Below are 21,366 nucleotides of genomic sequence, written 5' to 3'. Positions count from 1 at the left end.
GACATACGCAAGGTGCGCCGAGGGGGCGGGGGCGGCCCAACAATCCGGTCCGTTCCCAACCAACCCTTCCAAGGAAACACCATGACCTCCACCGAAAAGATCCTCTACACCGGCAAGACCCACACCACCGGCGGCCGCGACGGCGCCTCCACCAGCAGCGACGGCCGCCTGGACGTGAAGCTCTCGTCCCCCGGCGGCCCGGGCACCGGCACCAACCCCGAGCAGCTCTTCGCCGCCGGCTGGTCCGCCTGCTTCATCGGCGCCATGGGCCTGGCCGCCGGCAAGCTCAAGGTCAAGCTGCCCGCCGACCTGGCCGTGGACACCGAAGTGGACCTGGCCAACACCGACGGCGCCTACTTCCTGAAGGCCCGCCTGAACGTCAGCGTGCCCGGCATCGAGCGCGATGTCGTGCAGTCGCTGGTGGACGCGGCGCACCAGACCTGCCCGTACTCCAAGGCCACGCGCGGCAACATCGACGTCACCATCAACGTGGTCTGACCGGACGTACAACGGGGCCGAACGGGTAATGTTCCATGTCGCTTCTTGCTGCTGAACACACTGCGATACATGCGATGGGCTTTCCGGCCAGGCCGGGGTCTATAAACGAGGCCATGTCCACACCCGCCAGCCCCGTCGCCGTCGTGAATCCTCCTGCTGCCGGCAGCCTGCGCCGGCTGGTGCCGCGATCGCTCTTCGCCCGCGTGACGCTGATCATCGTGGTGGGCCTGGCGATCGCGCAGCTGCTCACCTTCGCCGCCATCCGCTACGAGCGCGACATGGCGATGCGCGAGCTCATGATGACCGGCATCGAACGCGACATCGCCAGCTCGGTCGCCATCCTCGACCGCCTGCCCGCCGCCGAGCGCCCTGCCTGGCTGGAGAAGCTGGAGCGGCGCAACTACCGCTTCGTGCTGGGCGGCATGGCCGAGGGCGTGGCGCCCCAGTCGCTGCTGTCGCAGCAGTTCGCCACCGCCATCGTCGAGGCGATGCGCCCGTTCGAGATCGTCAAGGTCGGACAGGTGCCCCGGCCGCCCGAGGGCCTGCAGATCCAGGTGCGGCTGACCGACGGCTCTTCCGTTGTGGTGCATGCCATGCGGGTGGGCATGCCGGTCTCGCGCTGGGTGATGTGGGTGCTGGTGATCCAGCTCCTGGTGCTGGCCGTGTGCGCCTGGTTCGCCGTGCGGCTGGTCACGCGGCCGCTGGCCGAGCTGGCCGCCGCGGCCGACGACCTGGGCCCCGACCTCAAGGCGCAGAAGCTCGCGGAAGAAGGCCCCACCGAGGTGGCGCACGCCGCGCGCGCCTTCAACGCGATGCAGCAGCGCATCGGCGGCTACATGTCCGAGCGCGTGGAAATCCTCGCGGCCATCTCGCACGACCTGCAGACGCCGATCACGCGGATGCGGCTGCGCACCGAGATGATGGACGACGAACACGACCGCATGAAGTTCCGCCAGGACCTGGACGCGATGAATTCGCTGGTGCGCGAAGGCGTGACCTATGCGCGCACCCTGCACGGCGCCACCGAGCCGCCGCTGCGCATGGACGCCGACGCGCTGCTGGAGAGCATGCAGGCCGACTACGAGGACGCCGGCAAGACGGTGCACCTGGAAGGCAAGGCGGGCGCGCCGATCGTGGGCCGCCCGAACGCGATGCGCCGCATCGTCATGAACCTGATCGACAACGCGCTGATCTTCGGCAGCGATGTGCGGGTGCGCGTGCAGCCCGGCGACGGGCAGCTGTCCATCGCCGTCGTCGACAACGGCCCCGGCATTCCGCCCGACGAGCTGGACGCGGTGCTCAAGCCGTTCTACCGCGTCGAGAGCTCGCGCAACCGCAGCACCGGCGGCACGGGCCTGGGCCTGGCCATCGCGCACCAGCTGGCGATGGCGATGGGCGCCGAGCTCAAGCTGCAGAACCGCCCCGAAGGCGGACTGGAGGCACGCCTGACCATGCCGACGCGAATCACCTAGAAGGGGCTTGCGCCCCTGCGTTTCCTTCAACCCGCGGCTCGTGCGTCGAGACCGCGCAGACCCCGCACGCCCCGAGGGCGCGCTTCGACCCTACAGACGAGACCCGAACCATGCTGCTGCTCCTTCTCATTGCCTACCTGGGCGGGGTGCTCACCATCCTGAGCCCCTGCATCCTGCCGGTGCTGCCCTTCGTGTTCGCGCGGGCCGACCGCCCGTTCCGCTCGCACGGCCTGCCAATGCTGCTGGGCATGGCCGTGGCCTTCGCCGCCATCGCCACGCTGGCCGCGGTGGGCGGCGGCTGGGTGGTCACGGTCAACGAGTACGGGCGCTATGCGGCGATCGCGATGCTCGCGTTGTTCGGCGTGACGCTCCTGTTCCCGAGCCTGGCCGATCGCCTCAGCCGGCCGCTGGTCGCGCTGGGCATCCGCCTGGCCGAAGCCGATGACCGGGCCGCCAAGCCCTCGGTGTTCTCGCCGCTCTTGCTGGGCGTCGGCACGGGCCTCTTGTGGGCGCCGTGCGCGGGTCCGATCCTCGGCCTCATCCTGACGGGCGCGGCGCTCAACGGCGCGAGCGCCGGCACCACGGTGCTGCTGCTGGCCTACGCGGCCGGCGCGTGCACCTCGCTGGCGGCGGCGCTGCTGTTCGGCGGGCGCCTGTTCGCGGTCATGAAGCGCTCGCTGCACACGGGCGAGTGGGTGCGCCGCGTGGCGGGCGTGGCTGTGCTGGTGGGTGTCGGCGCCATCGCGCTGGGGCTCGACACCGGCGTGCTCAGCCAGCTCTCGGTGGGCACCACGTCGGCCCTGGAGCAGGCGCTCGTGGAGAAGATCGACATGCGAAAGCAGCAACCTGCGCCCATCGGTGAATCGGCGCCGCCGCAGCAAGACCCCGCCCTCCTGAAGACCGCCGCCGTCCTCCCCGAACCGGCACCCGTGCGCAAGCTCGGCATCGAAGGCGACTTCCCCTCGCTCGCCGGCGCGACCGAATGGCTCAACTCGCCGCCGCTGACTCCCGAGGCCCTGCGCGGCAAGGTCGTGCTGGTCGACTTCTGGACCTACTCGTGCATCAACTGCCTGCGCACGCTGCCCTATGTGCGCGCCTGGGCCGAGAAGTACAAGGACGCGGGCCTCGTCGTGCTCGGCGTGCACTCGCCGGAGTTCGCGTTCGAGAAGCGCCCGGCCAACGTGCGCAAGGCGACGAAGGACCTGGGCATCGATTTCCCGGTGGCGCTGGACAACGATTTCAAGATCTGGCGCGGCTTCGACAACCAGTCGTGGCCCGCGTTCTATTTCATCGATGCGCAGGGCCGCATCCGCTATCACCAGTTCGGCGAGAACCGCTACGACAAGGCCGAGCAGATCCTGCAGCAACTGCTCGCCGAGGCCGGCCGGCACAACCTGCCGGCCGGCCTGGTCGCGCCGAAGGGCGAGGGCACGCAGGCCGCGCCGGGCGACGAGCTCGCGATGTCGGGCGAGACCTATGTGGGCACGGAACGCGCGCAGGGCTTCGCATCGCCCGGTGGCCTCGTGAACGGCCGCGCGCACGTCTACCAGCCGCCCGCGTCGCTGCGCACGAACCAGTGGGCGCTCGGTGGCGAGTGGACTGTCGAGCCCGAGCGCGCCGTGTCGAACCAGCCGAACAGCCGCATCGCCTACCGCTTCCAGGCGCGCGACCTGCACCTCGTGCTCGGTCCCATGGCGGATGGCAAGCCGGTGCGCTTCCGCGTGCTGGTGGACGGCAAGCCGCCGCTCGCGGACCACGGCGCCGATACGGACGAACAAGGCTACGGAACCATCGAGGCGCAGAAGCTCTACCAGCTCGTTCGGCAGGCGAAGGGCGAGAAGGCGCGGCTGTTCGAGATCGAGTTTCTTGATGGCGGCGCGCAGGCCTACGCGTTCACGTTCGGCTGAAACCGTTCGGGGTGGCACTCGCGCCGACGGTGGGCTCTGTTTCGCGAATGTCCCCCGGCTTCGCCTCCTCCTTGATTTCGCGAAACAGAGCCCACCGCCAGCGCGAGCGCTTTCAGAGCAGTCGTTGATCGGTGTTTCACCCAGAGCGTGCCCCAGTGCGCAGGGCGTCGGGTGCTCCCCGCAGCGAAATCAAGGAGGAGGGCGAAGCCCGGGGGACATTCGCGGAGGGGAGCACCCGGCGGCCTGTGCACCCGCCCCGAACGCCTCCGCTTTCAGAGCAACCCGAGCGTCAGCCCCTTCAAGGTCGCCGCAGCCCGCGTCGTGCATTCGAGCTTGCGAAAGATGTTTTCCAGATGCGCCCGCACCGTGCTCGGGCTGATGCCCAACACACGAGCCGCTTCCTTGTTGCTGTCGCCAAGACTGATGCGCCCGAGCACCTGGATCTCGCGACTGGAGAGAAGGGCCGCCGCCTCGCCCGATGGCGCATGCGCGGCGCCGTTCTGCGGATGTCCCGTCAGCACCGCGACCGCCGCCGCATCGAGCCGCCCGAGTTCCGCTTCGCGCTTCAGCGCCGCGATCGCATCGGTTTCATCGAGCGCAGGTTGTCCCGGCCGGCTGGTGCGCAACAACACCCAGTGCGCCGCGACGGCCAGCACGCGTCCCGCGACGTCGATGGCCGGCCCCTTGATGCCGCGGAAGAACCCCGAACCGTCGAGCCGCTCGTCCACGAACGAAGCGATCTCCGCTTCGGTGCGCAGCGTGCCGATGCGGCGCGCCGCGCGGTCCGTCCAGTAGGGCACGAGCCGCAGGCGCTCCTTATCGGCTTCGCTGCGCACACTGGGCGAATCCCACACCGCGTTCGGCACCGACGCGCGGCCGATGCCGTGGATGAGCGCCGCGCGCCGCACCTGCCCCTGCTCGGTATCGCCCAGCCCCACGCCGGCGGCGCACGCGAACGCGGCATCGGCCACGCGGCGCGAGAAGCCGGTCATCCACGGCAGCTTGAGGTCGATCACGTCGGCGATCAGTTCGAGCGATGCGGTCGCCTCGCGCAATGCGTCGGAGGGCGACTGCATGTCGGCGGCCGCGCCTTGCTCCAGCGCATGCAGCCAGTCGACCGCGTGCTGTTGCACCGCATCGACCAGGAAGGCCGGATAGCGCGCATCGGCGCGGTCGGCGATGTAGTGCAGCGCGTTGCCCAGGCCATGCACGCGCGAGAAGATTTCAAGATCGCCGGCGACCGAGACGATGAACACTTCCTCGGGAATCTGCGAGGCGCGCAGCCCGTGCGGCTTGCCGTGTCCGTCGAAGGTCTCGAACATGTGGCGCAGCGTGCGCTCGACCTCGGGCGGCATGCCCAGCGTGCGCGCGATGTCGCCCGACACTTCGCAATGGATCTCCGCCATCGGCCCCACGGAGCCCGCGAACTCGGCCGCGGCATGGGCCGAAGCGGTCGAGAGCATCGCGCGGCGCCCGCCGACGTCGTCGCCCATCAGGTCGGAGAACTCGGGCGCGTTCGCGGTGCAGCCCGACCATCGCAGCAGCGACGCGCAGGCCGCATGGCCTTGCACCGCCGGGTCGCGGCCGACGGCGGCGGCCAACTGCGAGGCGATCCATGCAGTGCGGGCCGAATGGTCGATGGGTTGCCCCATGCTCAGGTCGCCGACGAATGCAAGGGCCTTGATGGCGTCGAAGACCGGGATGTGGGGCGCAGGCTGCACGGGTGGAACCGAAGAGAAAAAGAAAGAAGGCGTGCCGGCCGCAACCGGTGCTTCGGGCACTTCGGGCACGCCGGGCACCTTACTTGGATTGGTTCACCGCGTCCAGAATCACCTGCGCCACCTTGGCCGGCTGCGACTGCTGCGGCACGTGGCTGCTGTTGACCGTGCTGACGGTCGCGCCGATCTTCTTGGCCATGTCGCGTTGCAGCGCCGGCTGGATCATGTGGTCGGCGCTGGTGACCAGGAACCACGAGGGCTTGGTCTTCCAGGCGGCCACGGTGAGCTTCTGCTCGAAGGACTTGCCCAGGATCGGGCCTTGCGTCGCGGTCATCACCGCGGTGGTGGCGGCGGGGAGGTCCTGCGCGAAGTGCTTGGACATGCCTTCCTTCGTGAGCGAGAGGAAGCCCGAGGCGTCGGCCTTGATGTGCGCGAAGCCGGGCGCAGTCGGGTAGTCCTTGCCGAGCTCGGCGGCGTTCTGGCCCGCATCGGGTGCGAAGGCCGCGACGTACACGAGCGAAGACACCTTGTCGTTCGCGCCGGCCTCGGTGATGACGGCGCCGCCCCACGAGTGGCCGACCAGCACGACCTTGCCGGGCTGCGCATCGATGGCGCGCTTGGCGGCGGCCACGTCGTCTTCGAGCGAGGTGAGCGGGTTCTGCACCGCCACCACGTTCAGGCCCTTGGCCTGCAGCAGCGGGATCACCTTGGCCCAGTCGGAGCTGTCGGCGAACGCACCGTGGACGATGACCACGCTGGGCTTGTCAGCGGCGGTGGCGCCCGTTGCGAAGGAGAGGCCGATGGCGAGGGCTGCGGCGGCGAGCTTGAAGCGTTGAGCGGTTTTCATGGGGGTCCTGGAGAGTGAGTTGAAGCGGAGCCCGTACTGTCGGCGCAGCGGGCCTTCAGCGCCATCGGACGAATGTCCAATGGCAACACCCCGTGGAGAAACCCGCTCAGCGCACCAGCAGCTTCATCATCCGCGCGAAGGTCTTGCCGTAGGGCGGCTTGAAGAGGCCCACGCCGTTGAAGGCCGACTGCTGGAAGATCGGCTTCATCTTCGAGAAGGTCCGGAAACCGTACTCCCCGTGGTAGGCGCCCATGCCGCTCGCGCCGACGCCGCCGAAGGGCAGGTCGTCCTGCGCGATGTGCAAGAGGGTGTCGTTGATCGACACGCCGCCGGCCACCGTCTCCTGCATCACGCGGTCGATGGTCGCGCGGTTCTTCTCGAAGAGGTAGAGCGCGAGCGGACGCGGGTGCGCGTTGACGTACGCGATGGCGTCGTCGACCGCGCCGTACGCCACCACCGGCAGGATCGGGCCGAAGATCTCTTCCTGCATCACGCGCATGCCGTCCTGCACGCCGGTCAGCAGCACGGGCGGAAAGCGGCGCGTCGCGGCATCGGGCGCCATGTCCGAGAGCGGCACGGCCAGGGCGCCCTCTGCCTGCGCGAGCGCCGCGAGTTCCTGCAGGCGCGAGAAATGGCGCGGGCTCACGATGCTGGTGTAGTCGGCGTTGCTCGCGATGTCCGGGTACATCGCCGTGAATACGCGCCGCGCGACGGCGGCGAAGCGCTCCTGCTGGCCCTCGGGCACCAGCACGTAGTCGGGCGCGATGCAGGTCTGGCCCGCATTGAGCGTCTTGCCCACGAGGATGCGCTCGACGGCCTTCTCGAAGTTGGCGTCGGGCCCGATGATCGCGGGCGACTTGCCGCCCAGCTCCAGCGTCACCGGCGTGAGGTTCTCGCTCGCGGCGCGCATCACGTGGTGGCCGACGGCGGTCGAGCCGGTGAAGAGCAGGTGGTCGAACGGGAGGCTGGAGAATTCGCGCGCCGCTTCGGCATCGCCGTTGACCACCGCGATCTCGTCCGGCGCGAAGCGCGCCCGCACGAGCGTGGCGAAAAGCTCGGCAAAGCGCGGCGTGAACTCCGACTGCTTGACCATCACCCGGTTGCCCGCGGCCAGCGCGGCGGTCATCGGGCCCACCGCGAGGTTCAGCGGGTAGTTCCACGGCACCACGATGCCCACGACGCCCAGGGGCTGCGGCATGATCCGCGACGACGCGGGCTTGAACCAGAGGCCGGTGGAACGGCGCTGCGTGCGCATCCACTTCCTGCCATGACGCAGCGCATGGCCGATGCCCTCGACCGCAGGGAACACCTCGGCCAGTTCGGTCTCCTGCAACGGCCGGTTGAAGAAGTCGGCGCTGATGGCGGCGGCGATGTCCTTGCGGTTGTCCAACACCAGCGCGCGCAGGCGCTTGAGGCGATCGGCGCGCACGCTCCACGGGGGCGTCTGCGCGCGCAGGCTGGCCGCGCGCATCGCATCGAAGATCTGTCTCATGGTGGGGGTCATGGCACCTCGTCGATGGGCTTGCAACGCGTTGGTCGATACAGCGGCCAGCGCCGCGGTTTGTGCTTCAGCCGCCGGCGTTCGCGGACGGCGGCTCGACCGGCAGCGCGCGCTTGTGCGCGCTCTTGCGGTGCGTCGCAAGGATGATCGCGCGCGCCGCGGCCGACACCGGCTTGCCTTCGAGGAAGTCGTCGATCTCTTCGTAGGTGACGCCGAAGGCGTCTTCGTCGGGCTTGCCCGGCACCAGCGATTCGAGGTCGGCGGTGGGCACTTTGTAGACCAGCTCGTCGGGCGCGCCGAGCAGCGCCGCCACGGCGCGCACGCGGCGCTTGTTCAGGCCCGTGAGCGGCGTGATGTCGGCCGCGCCGTCGCCGAACTTGGTGAAAAAGCCCATCAGCGCCTCGGCCGCATGGTCGGTGCCGATGACGATGCCGTCGTGCGCGCCGGCCACCGCGAACTGCGCGACCATGCGCTGGCGCGCCTTGATGTTGCCGAGCACGAAGTCCTCGTGCGCCGCATCGCGGAACTTCAGGTCGCCGGCCTTCAGCGCAGCGAGCATGCCGTCGGCCGCGGGGCGGATGTCCACGGTGACCGTGCGGTCGGGCTTCATCACGGTGAGCGAGCGCTGCGCTTCGGCTTCGTCCTTCTGCACGCCGTAGGGCAGGCGCATCGCGATGAAGGTGGCGTCGTAGCCGCCGGCGCGCAGCCGCTCGACGGCGCGCTGCGCGAGGCAGCCCGCCGTGAGCGAATCGACGCCGCCGCTGATGCCCAGCACCAGTGTCCTGAGGCCCGTCTGCTTCAGGTAGCTGGCGAGGAAATCGATGCGCCGCTCGAGTTCGGCGGCGGCATCGAACACCGGGGCCACGTGCAGCGCCGCGATGATCTCGCGCTGCATGGCATCGACGGGGGACAGGTCTGCACTCATGATTCTTGCCTGCGTGTGTGGATGGTGAAGAAGATCAGAAATCGACGAGGCTCAGGCCGATGCTCAGAACCGTTCGCTTGCGGTTGTAGTCCACCAGCGTGTCGCCGTAGCCATGGAACAGCTGCGTGTGGAAGCGCAGGTTGCTCTTGGTCGGATCGCCGATGGCCTTGAGCCATTCGAGCTTCACCGAGCCGCGGCCGCTGTCGCGCAGGTTGTTGCGCACCGTCACGCCCAGCGTGTTGTCGCGGTTCAGGTTCCAGCGGCCGGTGATTTCGGCGCGGCCGATGTAGTCGGCGATGTCGGGGTTGTCGTCCTTGGCGGCATCTTCGGAGATGCGCTTCCAGATGCGCCCGGTGATCTGGAATTCGTCGCCCAGCTCGGCGCCGCCCATCAGGTAGACGCGGTTCCAGCTGCGCGACAGCGGCAGCGTCTGGCCGTTCGACTGGTGCACCAGCCCCACGCCCGCATAGCGCCAGCGCCAGCCGCCGGGCAGCTTGAAGTCGGTCGGGTAGACATACATCAGCTCGGGCTCGTGGTCGGTGGTGCGGAACGGCCGCGAGATCGCGCCGTTGAACAGCTGCCAGGTCGACTGCTGCGAGTAGGCGAACCACAGCGAGTCCTTCTTGACCGGATCGTTCTGCGTGAGCAGGCCCTGCGCGAGCTTGGTGCGCACCGACAGGCCGATGCGCATCTCGTTGGCCTGGTAGGCGATGGGGTCGCCAGTGTGATCGGGCGAGGGCGAGGTGGGCACCTGCGGCTTCTTGGTGGCGGCCGAGACCGAGACGTTGAGCGGCCGGTAGCCGCGAAAGCCGAAGGTGCCGCAGTCGGTCGCGTTCTCCAGCTCCCAGAAGCGCGAGAGCGCCGAGTACTGGCGGTCACGGCAGCCCTCGGTGGTGGCGACCGAGATCACGCGCGTGGCGGGCATCGCGCCGTCCACCGGCGGCGCCTGCGTGCTGGCCAGCACGGGCGGCGCGACGGGCACCGACACCGAGGGCAGCGTCTGCTGCTGGGCCCAGCGGTCGAAGCAGGCCAGGCGCGCGTCGTTGTTGTTGCCCAGCGCTGCGCATTGCTGCCAGGTGAGCTGCGCATCGGCCAGCGGGCTCGCGGGCTTGTCGACGGCCTGCGCGCCGGCGGCCGCGCTGCCCAGGGAGGCCGCGAACGCCATGAACGTGGCAGAGAACGCGTGTGTGCGAGTCGTGGTCATTGCTTTCCTTCCATACCGACCGTTTTGGTGAGCACGAACGGGTGCGTGCTTTCGTCCGCGGCATTGCGCCACGTTCCCCTGAATTCGCGGCCGCAGGAGCGCGGCTGCAAGGTGCCGGCCCAGTTGCCGCTGATGGCGCGGCCGTCCAGCGATTCGTCGATGGAGAGGGCGCCTTCGTCGTCGACGTCGCCCGCCAGTTGCGCCACCGAAGTCTTTGCGCCACTGTCCGCGTTGCGCGTGATCGTGCCGCGCACGCCGGCGTAGTCGGGGTGCTTGCCCAGCTGCACGACGGCCACGGCGGGGAGGCCGTCGAAGCGTGCTTCCCAGCGGCCGTAGAGCGATGTCAACGGCAGCTCGCGTGCATCGGCGGGACAGTTGGGGTCGACCGCGGCGCAGCCCGTGACGGCGAGCGCGACGAAGACGGCGAGCAGCGCCCTCATGGCGCCGCCGCGGCGGCCGCCTTCGCAGCCGCGCTGTCCTGTGCCTTGCGCGCGAACTCGGCGCGCAGCGCCTTGAGTTTCTCGCGCGGGTCTTCCTTCGTCGTGGCTTTGTCGAGGCCCATCTCGGCGATGAAGCGGCTCGGCAGGCACGGCACCATGTCGCGGCCCTGCTTGCGCTTCTTGGTCCAGCTCACGGCCAGGCTGCGCTGCGCGCGGGTGATGCCCACGTACATCAGGCGGCGCTCTTCCTGCAGGCGCTGCGTGGTCTCGTCGCTCACCACCTTCTGGCGGCCGTTGTCGTCGTCCAGCTTGAAGGGCAGGAGCCCTTCGGTCACGCCGATCAGCAGCACGTGCGGCCACTCCAGGCCCTTGGAGGCGTGCAGCGTGGAGAGCGTGACCACGTTCTGGTCTTGCTCGCGCTCGCTGATGGTCGAGAGCAGCGAGATGGTCTGCGCGACTTCGAGCAGACTCTTGCGTTCCGTCTCGTCGTTGTCGTTGGCGCCCGAGGCGTCGGCGAGCGATCCGCCGGCGCGCTGCGACATCCAGTCGACGAATTCCAGCACGTTGTTCCAGCGCGTGGCGGCGGCCGCTTCGCTGTCTTCGCCCTCGTAGAGATGGCGCTCGTAGTCGATTTCCTTGAGCCAATCGAGCATGAAGGTGCGCGAGTCTTCCGCGCCCATGGTGCGGCGCGCGCGGTATTCCAGGTCGTTGATGTAGCGGCCGAACTCGTGCACGCCTTCCAGCGTGCGCTTGGGGATCACGCTGGGCAGCGACGGGCTGAACAGCGCCGCGAACAGGCTCAGCTTGTACTGGCTGGCGAAGGTGCCCAGGCTCGCGAGCGTGGTGTGGCCGATGCCGCGCTTGGGCGTGGTGATGGCGCGCAGGAACGCGGGGTCGTCGTCGTTGTTGACCCAGAGGCGAAACCAGCCGCACAGGTCCTTGATCTCGGCGCGGTCGAAGAAGCTCTGGCCGCCCGAGACCTTGTAGGGAATCTGCGCGCGGCGCAGCGCCTGCTCGAAGATGCGCGCCTGGTGGTTGGCGCGGTACAGGATCGCGAAGTCGCGGAACTCCTTGTATTGCGTGCCTTGCGTGGTCGCGTCGCCCGCGCGCAGGCTCACGATGCGCGCCACCGCGCGCTCGGCCTCGTGCAGCTCGGTGTCGGCATCCACGATGCGCACCGGCTCGCCTTCGCCCAGCTCGGAGAACAGCGTCTTCGGAAAGAGCTTGGGGTTCGGGCCGATCACGTTGTTGGCCGCGCGCAGGATGGCGCTGGTGGAGCGGTAGTTCTGCTCCAGCTTGATGACCTTGAGCGTCGGGTAGTCGATCGGCAGCTTCTTCAGGTTGTCCAGCGTGGCGCCGCGCCAACCGTAGATCGACTGGTCGTCGTCGCCCACCGCGGTGAAGCGGGCGCGGTCGCCAGCCAGGGCCTTGAGCACTTCGTACTGCGTGGCGTTGGTGTCCTGGTATTCGTCCACCAGGATGTGGCCGAGCGCGGCCTGCCACTTGGCGCGCACTTCGGGAAAGTCGTGCAGGAGCTTGAGCGGCATGCCGATGAGGTCGTCGAAATCGACGCTCTGATAGGCCTGCAGGCGCTCTTCGTAGTGGCCCATGACTTCGGCGGTGATGCGCTCGTTGTCGTCCACCGCGGCGGCGGCGGCCTGCCGGGCCGTGAGGCCCATGTTCTTCCACTTGCTGATGGTCCACTGCCAGATGCGGGCGGTGGCGGTGTCGGTGGTGCCGCCGGCGTCCTTCAGGATCTTGGTCACGTCGTCGCTGTCCAGGATGCTGAAGGCGCGCTTGAGGCCCAGCACCGCGCCGTCTTCGCGCATCATGCGCACGCCCAGCGCGTGGAAGGTGCAGACCACCACCTTGCGCGCGTCCCGGCCGATCAGGTCTTTCGCGCGTTCGCGCATTTCGGCGGCCGCCTTGTTCGTGAAGGTGATGGCCGCGATGCGCTGGGGTTCCATGCCGGCCTGGATGAGGCGGCCGATCTTGTGCGTGATCACCCGCGTCTTGCCCGAGCCCGCGCCCGCCAGCACCAGGCAGGGACCGTGCATGTAGTTGACCGCTTCTTGCTGCGCGAGATTGAGACCGTGGGACATGGGGGATGGGGAACGGGAACACGCCGTGGGGAACGGCAGGCGCAAAGCGGGCAATGATACGGGGCCGGACCCCCCGGACGTTGTAGGCGGCGCGCCCAGGACGGGCACGGCAGCCGCGGGCCGGACGCAACGACAATCGGGCGGTGCTGCCTGTATTCCTTGTTACCTTCCCTTTCTTCGCGCTGATCGCGGCCGGCTACGCCGCCGCCCGCGCCCGCCTCCTGCCGCTGGAGGCGATTCCCGGCCTCAACACCTTCGTGCTGTATTTCGCGCTGCCTTGCATGCTGCTGCGCTTCGGCGCCGGCACGCCGATCGCGCAGCTGCTCGACGGCAGCGTCGCACTCGTCTGGGGCGTGTGCGCGCTGGCCGTGGTGGCGGGCGTGGTGCTGCTGACCCGCAACGCGCGCATCGGCTGGAACGATGCGGCCTTCGGCGCGCTGGTGGCGGCCTTTCCGAACACGGGCTTCATGGGCGTGCCGCTGCTGGTGGCGATCCTGGGCGCGCAGGCGGCCGGGCCGATGATCATCACGATCGCGTTCGACCTGGTGGTGACCTCGTCGCTGTGCATCGCGCTGTCGCGGCTCGACGGCGCCGGCGAGGCCGGCAGTGGGGGGCGGCATGGCGCCTCGCAGGCGGCGCGCAAGGCGCTGCGCGGCATCGTCATAAACCCGATGCCGTGGTCGATCCTGCTGGGCGTGCTGCTGTCGGCGGCGCGCTGGCAACTGCCGGGGCCCATCGACCGCACCATCGCCATGCTCGCGGACGCGGCCTCGCCGGTGGCGCTGTTCACCATCGGCGCAGTGCTCGCGCGCTCCGCGTTGCTCGCGCGCGAGCACCAGGCCAGCGCGGCCGTTGCCGAAGCCATGGGAACGGGCCGCACGCCGGTGGCCGAGGCCCCGTTGGCCGACGTGCTGCCGGTGGTGGCGGTGAAGCTGCTGCTGCATCCGTTGCTGGTGTGGGCGCTGGGCGCCGGCGCCATCGCGCTGGGGCTGCCGCTCTCGCACGCGGCGCTGGTGGTGATCGTGCTGGTCGCGGCGCTGCCGAGCGCGAGCAACGTGTCGATGCTGGCCGAGCGCTTCGGCGCGGACAACGGGCGCATCGCACGCATCATCCTGTGGACGACGGTGGCGGCCTTCTTCAGTTTTCCGCTGGCGGTCGGGCTGCTGCGCTGAGGCGAATGCCTACGGCGTGAGCACGCCGAGCTTGTAGGGGTCCGCGTCGGACAGCCGCTCGCACTTGGAGAAGTCGCGGCCCTGCGTGCCGTCGCAGTAGTAGGCGTTGTAGATGCGCCCGAAGAGCGTGGGGCTCGCGGTGAAGAGCACGCCGTGGTCGGGTTGCCAGTTGTCGCCCCTGGCGTCCTTGGGGGGCGGGACACTGGCCTCCACCGGTTTCGCCGTCGCCGTGCCCGCCGTGGTGGCGGTTGCGGGCGTGAAGTCGGCCAGTGTCTTGTGGGCTTCCTCGCCGCGCCAGCGCACGGCCAGTTCGGCCGCCGTGGGCCGCGCGGCCACCGGCAGCAGGATGCCGTTGACCTGGAAGCCGTAACCGAATCGATGGGTCTTGCCCGCCAGGAACGCGTAGGCGCAGGCGGCCATGCATTGGCCGCGGATCTCGGTGTCCACGCCGCTCGCGCGGATGGCGTCGGCAAAGGCGCCGGCCGCATCGGCGGTGCCGCCGGAGAGGTCTTCGAACACCACGGTGCGCACCGTGCCGCTCGCCAGAAGGTCCGTGAAGCTCTTGATCGCGCTGCCGTCGAGCATGCCCGAGACCACCAGCTCGCGGCCCTGCAGTTCGATGTCCGCCGCAGCGGCGGGTGTGCCGACCACAGCGGCGATGCACGCAAATGGGAGTATCCAACCAAGAAGAGACGACGATTTCACGGCGACCTTTGCGTGTAAACGAGCTTGCCTGGAACGCGAAATCCGGGAAGGAGTCCGCGCGTTTACAGCTTGAGCAGCGTCGCCGCGCCACGTCAACTCTTTTTTCCAATTATTTCCAGGTAGTCCAAGGGCAGGCCGTAAGTCATAGGGATCGGGTATCTCTTCAGATGAATGCTTGAGTTTGCAGATGCGCTGCTACAGTGGTCCCAGGTCAAAGATGTGAATGGGGGTGTGCGATGGCAATACTGGTTCGCATCATGGTGTGGGTGGCCTGGCTCGCGGGCGTGGGCTGGGTCTGGCATGTCGGGGTGCTCGGCACCGCAACGTCGATCGCGCTGGCTGCATTGAGCCTGGTGGTGTTCGCATGGCCCGGCAGCATTGCGCGGCGCCGGCATCACCGCGAGTTGCGCTACGTGGACATGGGCAAGGAGCCCACGGGCTACCACTGATCGACTGAGTTCTTGGAATGACCGCGTCGCGTCAGGACGCGGCCGGCTGCTGCATGCGCTGGAACTCGTGGCGCTTCATCGTGAGGTAGTCGCTCTTCTCGATTTCGTGAAGCTGCTTTGCATACTGCTCCGTCGCATCGAACCACGCCGCCAGGCGCTGCGCCAGTTGCGCCTGGTCGGGCGCATCCAGGTAGCTGTCGATCGCCAGGTAGTAGCGCATGGTGTTGCGCTCCACCACGCCGCGCACGCCGCCGATGTAGCCGCCTTGCCCCGCGGGCGTGAAGCCGACCTTGTCGCTGCCCAGCGTGGCGAGGTAGCCCTTCATCGCGAGCCGCGCCGCGGTGCCGTAGGCGTACGCATAGCGCAGGTGGATCGCGGTCTTGCCGCCGTCCACCGGCGAGGCTTCGAACACGATGCTGTAGTCGCGCGTGGAGAGCGGGCCGGTGTCTGCGCTCAGGCGAACGTTCAGGTAGTCCGCATCCGCCTTGCCCAGGGTGTAGGCGAAGGCGATGGTCTGCGCGTCCGCGAGCGGCTGGTCGAACTTGCGGCCGATGGCCACCGCCAGCGTGGCGCCGCCGCTCTTGACCGCACAGTGCTTGGTGTTGAGGTGAAGCATCAGCACCTGGCACCACGCCCCAGGCTCCCGCAGCGCGCCGCTCACGCGGGTGAAGGGATGGTCCACCAGCGCATAGACGTCACCGCTCAACCGGTCCGCGGCCTCGCTCGATTCGAGCGCGAGCGGGCGGCGAAAGGCGTTGCGTTCCAGCTGCGGTGCGAGTGATTGCAGCTTGGCGCGCAACTCGGCCGCCGGGCCTGTGGCTAGCGGCGCGGGCGATGGCTGCGCCAGGGCCAGCATCGAAGCCGCCAGCAGAAAGACGCCGGCACTCATCCGGCGGGCCATGGTGGCGACAGTGGCGATGGAAGTGCTCATCGGATGACCTTGGCGCTCCCCGTTGGCGCCCCATGCAGGACAACCGGCTCAGATGCTGTGCGGATCGACGTCGACCAGCCAGCGGATCACGCCCTTGCCCTCGGGCGTGCGCCGCAATTCGTGCAGCAGCGGCTGCCAGTTCGCGAGCAGGCGCTGCAGCGCGGCGCGCGAGGGGCTTTCGATGAGCATCTGCGCGCGCTCCACGTTGGCCACGCGCTGGATCGACAGAGGCACCGCGGGATAGCGCGTGACGATGTCGGCGCCCGGCAGGGCCTCGGCCGCATCGGCCGCGATGTTCAGGAAGGCCTGCGCCACCGCCTGCTCGCGCGCATCGGCGCGCAGCAGCGCCTGGAACGCGAACGGCGGCATCGCGGCGGCCTGGCGCTCGTCGAGCTGCTGCTTCGCGAACGCGGCGTAGTCGTGCTTGCGCAGCGCCATGAAGAGCGGGTGCTGCGAGTGGAAGGTCTGGATCCACATCTCGGCGGTCGCGCCCTGCGCGGCGAGGTAGGCGGCGTCGCGCCCGGCGCGGCCGGCCGATTGCATCAAGAGGCTGAACAGCCGCTCGGGCGCGCGGAAGTCGCTGGAGAACAGCGCGCCGTCGGGGTTCACCGCGGCCACCAGCGTGATGCGGCGGAAGTCGTGGCCCTTGGCGATCATCTGCGTGCCCACCAGCACATCGACCTCGCCCGCGTGCACGGCGGCGAGCTGCGATTCGAGCGCGCCTTGCTTCTTCGTGCTGTCGGCGTCGATGCGCGCGATGCGCACCGCGCTGCCGTCGGGCCGCTTCACGTCCACGAACAGCTCGGCCAGGTGCTCCTCGAGCCGCTCGGTGCCGCGGCCCACGGGCGCGATGTCGGGGTTGCCGCAGGCCGGGCAGGCGCGCGGCACGCGCTCGGTGAAGCCGCAGTGGTGGCAGCGCAGCGTGCGGTCGATCTTGTGGAACACGCGGTAGGCGCTGCAGTGCGGGCATTCGCTCTTCCAGCCGCAGTCGCCGCAGGCCAACACCGGCGCGTAGCCGCGGCGGTTCAAAAAGATCATGCTCTGCTCGCCGCGCGCGATGCGCTGGCCGATGGCATCGAGCAGGGCGCCCGAGAGCACCGTCTTGGGCGGCTGCAGGTTCATGTCGACCAGCCGCACCGCGGGCAGCTCGCCGGCGCCGATGCGCGAGGGCATCTCCAGCCGCACATAGCGCCCGCCCGGGTCCTCGCCTTCGGCCGGGCGGCTCTGGTGCCAGCTCTCGAGCGACGGCGTGGCCGAACCGAGGATCACCTTCGCGCCCTCGCGCTGGCCGCGCCATACGGCCAGGTCGCGCGCGGAATAACGCGCGCCTTCCTGCTGCTTGTAGCTCGGGTCGTGTTCCTCGTCGACCACGATGAGCTTCAACCCCGGGATCGACGCGAACACCGCCATGCGCGTGCCCAGCACGATGCGCGCGGCGCCGCCGTGCGCCGCGAGCCAGCTTGCCAGCCGCTGCGGATTCGTCATGCCGCTGTGCAGCGACACCACCGCCTCGTCGCCGAAGCGCGCCTTGAAGCGCGCCTCCAGCTGCGGCGTGAGGTTGATCTCGGGCACCATCACCAGCGCCTGCGCCTCGGGGTCGCGCGCGAGCAGGTCGGCCACGCAGCGCAGGTACACCTCGGTCTTGCCGCTGCCGGTGCTGCCCACCAGGAGGAAGGTGCCGCTCTCGGCCTCGATGCGGGCAAGGGCGGCCGTCTGCTCCGGGCTCAGCGCGATCAGGTTGGCGGCTTCGGCCGTCTGGGCGACGGGTCCGGTCGTCGTCTTGCGCTTGAGGCGGCGCGCGAGCTGCGTCGTCGTCAGGTCGCGCAGTTGCGGCGGGAGGGACGCCAGGGCGATCTCGCCGATGGAGCGCTGGTAGTAGCGCGCGGCAAAGGCCACGAGATCGCGCCAGGCCTCGCCGAGCGGCGCCAGCGCATCGAGCGCGGCGCCCACGGGCTTGAGCGCCATGTCGGGCTCGGCACCCTCGAGCGAGGTGGGTGGATTCCACACCACGCCCAGCACCTCGCGCCGGCCCAGCGGCACCCGCACCAGCGTGCCGGGCACGAGCGGCGCCGCGCCGGCGTAGCTCAGCAGGTCGCCGAGCGCGGCGTGCGCCGGCGTCTGCACCGCGATATCGAGCCGCCATGCCACGCTCGCCGGCGCGCTTTCGGGCGGCGGCGGAGGGGAGTTACCCGGGGTCGGGGCGTCCGTTTCGGGGGCGGGGCCGGCAGTGGAGATGGAAGACCTTCTTGGCAACGGTTGTTAATGCGACTTTGAGCAAATCCACTTAAGTTGTTGATTTTTCAGTGCTTTGCCAGCCATCCAGAGTTTCTGTGGATAACTTTGTTGACAACAAGGCTCGACACGCTGGGGAGCCTTGAAAATCAAGGCTCTCGCTGGATTGCCCCAAAAAAAAGCAAAGTTCAAATCCTATATAAATCAACAGCTTACGCGTGCTATTGGTTTGGGAGCAAAGACGCCGGTACCTCAGATAATCTTGCGCACTGCAACACGGGTTTTGTGCATAAGTCGGACCCACTAGACCGTTTTTAGGCTTGACAAACGGCGGCGGACCGATTTTCCACGGCGCCCCGCGCTTCCACGCGGCGGCCCGCAAGTCACAGTTTTAACCGCGCAGGGCGCGCGACTGCGTGTGCACCGCTTCGACCAGCGCCGCCACATGGTCGGGCGGCGTGAACTGGCTGATGCCGTGGCCCAGGTTGAAGATGTGCGTCGGGCCTTGCGCGGCGCGGTCTGCGTGGGGTTTGCCGAATGCCTTGAGCACCTTCGCCACCTCGGCCTCGATCTGCGCGGGCGGCGCGAACAGCACGTTCGGATCGATGTTGCCCTGCAGCGCCTTGGCCTGGCCGTCGGTGCCTTCGGCGACCTGGCGGCGCGCGGCGGCGAGGTTCACGGTCCAGTCCACGCCGAGCACTTCGCAGTCGAGCGCGCGCATGGCGTCGAGCCACAGGCCCCCGCCCTTGGTGAACACGATGCGCGGCACGGGTTGGCCGTCGGCGCCGGTGCGCTTCAAGCCCGCGAGCACGCGCGCCGTGTAGGCGAGGCTGAATTCCTGGAAGGCGCCGTCGGCCAGCACGCCGCCCCAGCTGTCGAAGATCATCACGGCCTGCGCGCCGGCGTCGATCTGCGCGTTGAGGTACGTGGCCACCGAATCGGCATTGACCGCGAGCACGCGGTGCATCAGGTCGGGGCGGCTGTAGAGCATGCTTTTCACGAGCCGGTAGTCGCTGGAGCCCGCGCCTTCGACCATGTAGCAGGCCAGCGTCCAGGGGCTGCCCGAGAAGCCGATGAGCGGCACGCGGCCGTCGAGCGCGCGGCGGATCGAGGCCACGGCGTCGAACACGTAGCGCAGCTTGTCCATGTCGGGCACTTCGAGCGCGGCGACGGCCGCTTCATCGCGCACCGGGCGGGCAAAGCGCGGACCTTCACCGGCCTCGAACGACAGGCCCAGGCCCATCGCGTCGGGCACGGTGAGGATGTCGGAGAACAGGATGGCCGCGTCCAGCGGATAGCGCGCGAGCGGCTGCAGCGTGACTTCGGTGGCGTAGTCGGTGTTGGTCGCCAGCCCCATGAAGCTGCCGGCCTTGGCGCGCGTGGCGACGTACTCCGGCAGGTAGCGGCCGGCCTGGCGCATCAGCCAGACGGGGGTGTGATCGGTGGCCTGGCGCCAGCAGGCTCGCAGGAAAGTGTCGTTTTGCAGTGGGGCGAAAGGCATTTCCCGATTGTCGCAGGGGCCCCGCGCACCGGATCAACGCACGGGTTTGCCGCCAAAGACCTCGTGGATCAGCGAAATGAGCCACTGCAGGCCCAGGTCGCCGTCGTGCGCGGCCGTCCACAGGAGCGACACCTCGTAGCTGGGCGAGTCGAAGGGCAGCGGGCTGACCGCCAGCCCCAGCGCATCGCGCCAGGTGGCCGCCGCGAAGGTGGGCACGGTGGTGATCGCGGGCATCTGCCGCACGATGAAGGGGCTGGTGGCGAAGTTGCGGCTCGAAAACACGACCTGGCGCGTGAGTCCCTGTTCGCGCAACAACTCGTCGACCAGGCCGCTCAGGTCGGCGCTGAACGAGGTGAGCAGGTGCGGATGGCGCAGGTATTCCTTCAACGTCACGCGCTTGCCGCGCACCTTCACGAGCGCGGGGTTGTAGACGCAGACGAAGTGCCAGTCGAACAGCGCCCGCCGGCGGTGCCAGGCGGCGCATTCGGTGAAGACGCCTACGGCCAGCTCGATCTCGGCCGCGTCGAGCAGGGCGGGCGCGTCGGCGCGGTCGGCCCCGCGCGCGATCAGCCGCACGCCGGGCGCCTCGACCGACAGGCGCTGCATGAGCCGCGGCATGAGCGCGACTTCGAGTGCATCGCTCACCCCGATGCGGAACACGCGCTCGGCCTTCGCGGGGTCGAACGCCGGCTTCGCATGCAGCGCCTGCTGCAGCGACAGCAGCAGCGGCTCGATGACGCGTGCGAGCTCGAGCGCGCGCGGCGTCGGCGTCATGCCGTGCGAGGTGCGCACGAACAACTCGTCGCCCAGCGCTGTGCGCAGGCGCTTGAGTGCGCCGCTCAGCGCCGGCTGGCCGATGAAAAGGCGCCGCGCTGCACGCGTGACGCTGCGTTCGTGCAGCAGTGCGTGGAACACCAGCAGCAGGTTCAGGTCCAGCCGCCTGAAATCACTTTCGTTGATGTGACTCATGGTTTCAAACGATTTGAATGATAAGGCGGCGCTCCCTAACCTGAAGGCTCATCAGGTAAGCAAAGGATTCGACATGGCTTTGGAACAACAGACAGTGGTGGTCGTCGGCGGCTCGTCCGGCGTGGGCCTGGAGACCGTGCGGCGGCTCGCGGCGGCGGGGGCGCGCGTCATCGCGACAGGGCGCGACAACGGCAAGTTGCAGGAAGCGATCGGCGGCCTGGGCGAGAAGGTGAGCGGCGCGGCCTTCGATGCCTGCGACCGCGGTGCGCTGGACGCCTTCTTCGAGAAGACCGGGCCCATCGATCACCTCGTGCTTACGCTCAGTGGCGGCGAGGGCGCGGGTGAATTCGTGCAGCTCGACCTGCAGTCGCTGCGACGCGGCTTCGAAGCCAAGTTCTGGCCGCAACTCGAAGCGGCGCAGGCGGGGGCGCGGGTGCTGCGCAAGGGCGGCAGCATCACTTTCGTGACGGCGATCTCGGCGCGCAATGCGCTGCCCGGTACGGCGGGGCTGGCCGCGATCAATGGCGCGCTCGAAGCGATGGTCGGCAGCCTGGCGCGCGAACTCAAACCGAGCCGGGTGAATGCGGTGTCACCGGGCCTGGTCGACACGCCCTGGTGGAACCGAGTGCCCGCTGCGCTCAAGGACGACCTGTTCCGCCAGCAGGTCGAAACCCTGCCCGTCGGCCGTGTGGGACAGCCGCAGGACGTGGCGCACGCGATCCAGTTCCTGATCGAGAACGGCTACACCACGGGCACGGTGATCGAGTGCGACGGCGGGCTTCGATTGGTCTGA

The 21,366-nt window shown here is 69.0% G+C and carries 18 protein-coding genes; 6 read left to right on the top strand and 12 right to left on the bottom strand.

Annotation, left to right across the window (positions count from 1 at the left end; translation table 11 throughout):
* The first annotated feature begins 81 nt into the window (after positions 1–81).
* From JC881_RS14570 to JC881_RS14560, 3 genes are all read left to right on the top strand, one after another.
* A complete protein-coding gene (locus tag JC881_RS14570) occupies positions 82–498 on the top strand; it encodes an organic hydroperoxide resistance protein (protein WP_198786415.1) in 417 nt (138 codons plus the stop codon).
* A gap of 113 nt (positions 499–611) precedes the next feature.
* Positions 612–1,970, top strand: coding sequence for an ATP-binding protein (locus tag JC881_RS14565; protein ID WP_198786414.1), 1,359 nt, complete (start codon positions 612–614; stop codon positions 1,968–1,970).
* 113 nt (positions 1,971–2,083) lie between these two features.
* A complete protein-coding gene (locus JC881_RS14560) occupies positions 2,084–3,877 on the top strand; it encodes a cytochrome c biogenesis protein DipZ (RefSeq protein ID WP_198786442.1) in 1,794 nt (597 codons plus the stop codon).
* A gap of 272 nt (positions 3,878–4,149) precedes the next feature.
* Here JC881_RS14560 and JC881_RS14555 read toward each other — a convergent pair whose 3' ends face one another.
* From JC881_RS14555 to JC881_RS14525, 7 genes are all read right to left on the bottom strand, one after another.
* Complete coding sequence (locus tag JC881_RS14555; RefSeq protein ID WP_198786413.1) at positions 4,150–5,598, bottom strand: HD domain-containing phosphohydrolase; 1,449 nt, start codon at positions 5,596–5,598, stop codon at positions 4,150–4,152.
* A gap of 79 nt (positions 5,599–5,677) precedes the next feature.
* On the bottom strand, positions 5,678–6,442 hold the full coding sequence (locus tag JC881_RS14550; protein ID WP_198786412.1) for an alpha/beta fold hydrolase: 765 nt from the start codon (positions 6,440–6,442) through the stop codon (positions 5,678–5,680).
* Positions 6,443–6,548: 106 nt separating this feature from the next.
* Positions 6,549–7,970 (bottom strand): coniferyl aldehyde dehydrogenase, encoded by a 1,422-nt coding sequence (locus JC881_RS14545; protein WP_332875240.1) that lies wholly within the window; start codon positions 7,968–7,970, stop codon positions 6,549–6,551.
* A 40-nt stretch (positions 7,971–8,010) separates the two neighbouring features.
* Positions 8,011–8,868, bottom strand: a complete 858-nt coding sequence (gene nadE, locus JC881_RS14540; RefSeq protein WP_198786410.1) for an ammonia-dependent NAD(+) synthetase — start codon at positions 8,866–8,868, stop codon at positions 8,011–8,013.
* A gap of 34 nt (positions 8,869–8,902) precedes the next feature.
* Positions 8,903–10,072, bottom strand: coding sequence for a phospholipase A (locus JC881_RS14535; protein ID WP_198786409.1), 1,170 nt, complete (start codon positions 10,070–10,072; stop codon positions 8,903–8,905).
* Positions 10,069–10,512 (bottom strand): hypothetical protein, encoded by a 444-nt coding sequence (locus tag JC881_RS14530; protein WP_198786408.1) that lies wholly within the window; start codon positions 10,510–10,512, stop codon positions 10,069–10,071. Before JC881_RS14530 ends, JC881_RS14535 begins: the two co-directional genes overlap by 4 nt.
* Positions 10,509–12,614 (bottom strand): ATP-dependent helicase, encoded by a 2,106-nt coding sequence (locus JC881_RS14525; RefSeq protein ID WP_198786407.1) that lies wholly within the window; start codon positions 12,612–12,614, stop codon positions 10,509–10,511. The genes JC881_RS14530 and JC881_RS14525 overlap by 4 nt, the downstream gene beginning before the upstream one ends.
* 143 nt (positions 12,615–12,757) lie before the next feature.
* On the opposite strand from JC881_RS14525, the gene JC881_RS14520 reads away from it, so the two are divergent.
* Positions 12,758–13,786 carry an AEC family transporter gene (locus JC881_RS14520; RefSeq protein WP_198786406.1) on the top strand — a complete coding sequence of 343 codons (1,029 nt, stop codon included), beginning with the start codon at positions 12,758–12,760 and terminating at the stop codon, positions 13,784–13,786.
* 9 nt (positions 13,787–13,795) lie between these two features.
* Here the strand turns inward: JC881_RS14520 and JC881_RS14515 are convergent, their stop codons facing one another.
* On the bottom strand, positions 13,796–14,437 hold the full coding sequence (locus tag JC881_RS14515) for a hypothetical protein (RefSeq protein WP_198786405.1): 642 nt from the start codon (positions 14,435–14,437) through the stop codon (positions 13,796–13,798).
* Between the two features lie 290 nt (positions 14,438–14,727).
* On the opposite strand from JC881_RS14515, the gene JC881_RS14510 reads away from it, so the two are divergent.
* Positions 14,728–14,940 (top strand): hypothetical protein, encoded by a 213-nt coding sequence (locus tag JC881_RS14510; RefSeq protein ID WP_198786404.1) that lies wholly within the window; start codon positions 14,728–14,730, stop codon positions 14,938–14,940.
* Positions 14,941–14,971: 31 nt separating this feature from the next.
* Here the strand turns inward: JC881_RS14510 and JC881_RS14505 are convergent, their stop codons facing one another.
* The 4 genes from JC881_RS14505 to JC881_RS14490 form a co-directional block, all read right to left on the bottom strand.
* Positions 14,972–15,871 (bottom strand): hypothetical protein, encoded by a 900-nt coding sequence (locus JC881_RS14505; RefSeq protein ID WP_233101780.1) that lies wholly within the window; start codon positions 15,869–15,871, stop codon positions 14,972–14,974.
* 48 nt (positions 15,872–15,919) lie between these two features.
* Positions 15,920–18,019: a replication restart helicase PriA gene (gene priA / locus JC881_RS14500; RefSeq protein WP_198786403.1), complete on the bottom strand. Its 2,100-nt coding sequence runs from the start codon at positions 18,017–18,019 to the stop codon at positions 15,920–15,922.
* A gap of 475 nt (positions 18,020–18,494) precedes the next feature.
* On the bottom strand, positions 18,495–19,604 hold the full coding sequence (gene hemE, locus JC881_RS14495) for a uroporphyrinogen decarboxylase (RefSeq protein WP_198786402.1): 1,110 nt from the start codon (positions 19,602–19,604) through the stop codon (positions 18,495–18,497).
* 33 nt (positions 19,605–19,637) lie between these two features.
* Positions 19,638–20,573, bottom strand: coding sequence for a LysR family transcriptional regulator (locus tag JC881_RS14490; RefSeq protein WP_198786401.1), 936 nt, complete (start codon positions 20,571–20,573; stop codon positions 19,638–19,640).
* A 73-nt stretch (positions 20,574–20,646) separates the two neighbouring features.
* On the opposite strand from JC881_RS14490, the gene JC881_RS14485 reads away from it, so the two are divergent.
* Positions 20,647–21,366: an SDR family oxidoreductase gene (locus JC881_RS14485; RefSeq protein ID WP_198786400.1), complete on the top strand. Its 720-nt coding sequence runs from the start codon at positions 20,647–20,649 to the stop codon at positions 21,364–21,366.

This window comes from Variovorax sp. IB41, from assembly GCF_016405905.1.
Lineage (GTDB): Bacteria > Pseudomonadota > Gammaproteobacteria > Burkholderiales > Burkholderiaceae_C > Variovorax.
This window is presented reverse-complemented; position numbering and strand designations above follow the sequence as displayed.

Bases quoted from the DNA above. Each gene is read 5' to 3' on its own strand.
- JC881_RS14570 (WP_198786415.1), top strand. From the start codon at position 82: ATGACCTCCACCGAAAAGATCCTCTACACCGGCAAGACCCACACCACC.
- JC881_RS14565 (WP_198786414.1), top strand. From the start codon at position 612: ATGTCCACACCCGCCAGCCCCGTCGCCGTCGTGAATCCTCCTGCTGCC.
- JC881_RS14550 (WP_198786412.1), bottom strand. From the start codon at position 6,442: ATGAAAACCGCTCAACGCTTCAAGCTCGCCGCCGCAGCCCTCGCCATC.
- nadE (WP_198786410.1), bottom strand. From the start codon at position 8,868: ATGAGTGCAGACCTGTCCCCCGTCGATGCCATGCAGCGCGAGATCATC.
- JC881_RS14535 (WP_198786409.1), bottom strand. From the start codon at position 10,072: ATGACCACGACTCGCACACACGCGTTCTCTGCCACGTTCATGGCGTTC.
- JC881_RS14530 (WP_198786408.1), bottom strand. From the start codon at position 10,512: ATGAGGGCGCTGCTCGCCGTCTTCGTCGCGCTCGCCGTCACGGGCTGC.
- JC881_RS14525 (WP_198786407.1), bottom strand. From the start codon at position 12,614: ATGTCCCACGGTCTCAATCTCGCGCAGCAAGAAGCGGTCAACTACATG.
- JC881_RS14510 (WP_198786404.1), top strand. From the start codon at position 14,728: ATGGCAATACTGGTTCGCATCATGGTGTGGGTGGCCTGGCTCGCGGGC.
- JC881_RS14505 (WP_233101780.1), bottom strand. From the start codon at position 15,871: ATGAGCACTTCCATCGCCACTGTCGCCACCATGGCCCGCCGGATGAGT.
- hemE (WP_198786402.1), bottom strand. From the start codon at position 19,604: ATGCCTTTCGCCCCACTGCAAAACGACACTTTCCTGCGAGCCTGCTGG.
- JC881_RS14490 (WP_198786401.1), bottom strand. From the start codon at position 20,573: ATGAGTCACATCAACGAAAGTGATTTCAGGCGGCTGGACCTGAACCTG.
- JC881_RS14485 (WP_198786400.1), top strand. From the start codon at position 20,647: ATGGCTTTGGAACAACAGACAGTGGTGGTCGTCGGCGGCTCGTCCGGC.